Origin of the sequence: Elstera litoralis, from assembly GCF_000963705.1 — a bacterium.
In the GTDB taxonomy this organism is placed as follows: domain Bacteria; phylum Pseudomonadota; class Alphaproteobacteria; order Elsterales; family Elsteraceae; genus Elstera; species Elstera litoralis.
Genome location: NZ_LAJY01000472.1, coordinates 1 through 2181 on the forward strand (window position 1 = coordinate 1; position 2181 = coordinate 2181).

Below are 2181 nucleotides of genomic sequence, written 5' to 3' on the forward strand. Positions count from 1 at the left end.
GCAGGGCGATCTGCGCTGGTTGGCGCTCGATCTCATCGCTCAGCAGCCCCGCCACGGCTATGAGGTGATTAAAGCGATTGAAGACGCCTTCAACGGCCATTACGCCCCCAGCCCCGGCGCGGTCTATCCGATGCTGACGCTGCTGGAGGAAATGGGTTTCATCGCCAGCGAGGCCCAGGGCGCAAAGAAGCTCTATCGTCTAACCGACGCGGGGCGTGCCGAAATCGAGGCCAATGCGGCGGCTATCGGCGCGGCGCGGGAGCGGCTGAGCGATGCACTCGCCCGGTTTGGCGGCGCGCCCGCCCCGGAACTTCTCCGGGCGATGGATAATCTCCGCGCGGCGCTGCGGGTGCGGCTGGCAAAAGGAGAAATCTCGGCAAGCGCGCTGACGACGATCACCAGCGCCCTCGATCGGGCGGCGTCGGAGATCGAGCGGAGCTAATAGCAACAAAAAACCCCCTGCCGAGATGGGTGGGGGTTATTTTTGTTTTAACATAGTGCAAAGTGGCTCCCAGGGAGGGATTCGAACCCCCGGCCAGGCGGTTAACAGCCGCCTGCTCTACCGCTGAGCTACCTGGGATCAACCAAGCACATAACGCGACACTCTTTAAGACGTTGGCTCCCAGGGAGGGATTCGAACCCCCGGCCAGGCGGTTAACAGCCGCCTGCTCTACCGCTGAGCTACCTGGGAATAGGAGCCGTAACGTCAAGTCCGGCGTGTGTAGCAAACCCGTCGGGGTCTGCCAAGGCCGATTTTCATCGGTGCCCTGCCGGTCTTGCCCGACAAAGACTGAACAAAGCGCGCGATGGAGGCCGAGAGCGGAATCGAACCGCTGTACGGGGATTTGCAGTCCCCTGCATGACCACTCTGCCACCCGGCCTCTGGGCGCGCCTGCTCGGTCTAAACCGATGCGGATGCGCGGTGTATCCCGAAGGAAAATGAAGGTCAAGTGTCTTTCCGTGGGCCGCGCCTGGAAGAGGTGACAGGAACGCCTAAAATCGGCGCGGCTTTGCGTTGCACAAGCGAAGGGGCGCGCCTATAACCCTAAGCAGAGTGCCGCCGCATAGGGTGGTTTGGGAGAGGTGGATTACAGGCTCATGGATTACGCAGCCGCTCGCGCGAATATGATCGAATGCCAAGTGCGCACCAATAAGGTGATCGACCCGGACGTGATCGCCGCGATGGCGACCGTGCCGCGCGAAGCCTTCGTGCCGGAAGCGCTGCGCCCGGTCGCCTATATCGATGAAGATCTAACCGTCGCACCGGGCCGGTTTCTGCTGGAGCCAATGATTATTGCCCGCCTGCTTCAGTCGGCCGAGATCAAGAAGACCGACCGCGCGCTGGATTTCGCGACGGGCACCGGCTACGGCGCGGCGCTGCTGGCGCATTTGGCTGGGACGGTGACGGCCCTCGATAGCCGCGCCAGCCTGCTTGATCTCGCCCGCCGCGCGTTGGCAGCAGCCCCCGTGCCGGTTAATTTCGTCGAAGCGCCGCTCGATGGCGTTCTCGCCCAGGCCGAAGGGCTCGCGGGGCAGAGTTTCGACGTTGTCCTCGTGTCCGGAGCCTTGCCGAAAGTTCCCGCCGCTTTGCTGGATCTGCTGGCCGAAGGCGGGCGCTTGGTGACGATTTTGAAGCCGGAAGTGGCCGGGGGCGGCGAGCCGCCGATGGGCAGCGCAACGCTGTTCGTTAAGCGCGCTGGGGTTGCCGCCGGGCGGGTTTTGTTCGATTCGGCAACGCCGTTGCTGCCCGAATTTGCGCCCAAGCCGCAATTCGTTTTCTAATCATCGCCCCATGACCCAAGAATTTCCCCTCCAGATCGATGTTGCGACGCTGTCGGCCTGGTTGGCGGCGGGGGAGCCGGTGACGGTGATCGATGTGCGCGAGCAATGGGAATGGTCTCACGTCCATTTGCCCTCGTCGCGCCTCATTCCGCTGGGAAGCTTGCCAACGCAGGTTGAGACGCTGCCGCGCGTAGGCGCTTTGGTGATTCTGTGTCATCACGGCGGACGCTCTTTACAGGCGGTGCGTTTTCTGCGGGAAATAGGCTATGATAACGCGGTTAACTTAGCGGGCGGTATCGATCGATGGGCTTCGGAGGTTGACCCGAGCCTGTCGCGCTATTAAGTTTGTAACCGTAATTACAGTACGTGATCGCGCTCAGGCCCTGTCCTGAGGCGATT

The 2181-nt window shown here is 62.4% G+C and carries 3 protein-coding genes and 3 tRNA genes; 3 read left to right on the forward strand and 3 right to left on the reverse strand.

The features are described from left to right. Nucleotides 1-442 (forward strand): PadR family transcriptional regulator (locus VZ95_RS15950; protein ID WP_045776741.1); only part of this gene is annotated, 442 nt, incomplete at its 5' end. 63 nt (nt 443-505) lie between these two features. On the opposite strand, the gene VZ95_RS15955 is transcribed toward VZ95_RS15950, so the two are convergent. The 3 genes from VZ95_RS15955 to VZ95_RS15965 all read right to left on the reverse strand — a co-directional run bounded on the left by VZ95_RS15955 (nt 506) and on the right by VZ95_RS15965 (nt 881). Then, nucleotides 506-580, reverse strand: a tRNA-Asn gene (locus tag VZ95_RS15955). Nucleotides 581-616: 36 nt separating this feature from the next. Then, nucleotides 617-691 (reverse strand) — tRNA-Asn (locus tag VZ95_RS15960). A 116-nt stretch (nt 692-807) separates the two neighbouring features. Next, nucleotides 808-881, reverse strand: a tRNA-Cys gene (locus VZ95_RS15965). A 217-nt stretch (nt 882-1098) separates the two neighbouring features. Here VZ95_RS15965 and VZ95_RS15970 point away from each other — a divergent pair. Beyond that, nucleotides 1099-1782 carry a protein-L-isoaspartate O-methyltransferase family protein gene (locus VZ95_RS15970; protein WP_045776742.1) on the forward strand — a complete coding sequence of 228 codons (684 nt, stop codon included), beginning with the start codon at nt 1099-1101 and terminating at the stop codon, nt 1780-1782. A gap of 10 nt (nt 1783-1792) precedes the next feature. Next, nucleotides 1793-2125 (forward strand): rhodanese-like domain-containing protein, encoded by a 333-nt coding sequence (locus VZ95_RS15975; protein WP_052711845.1) that lies wholly within the window; start codon nt 1793-1795, stop codon nt 2123-2125. The last annotated feature ends 56 nt before the right edge of the window (nt 2126-2181 follow it).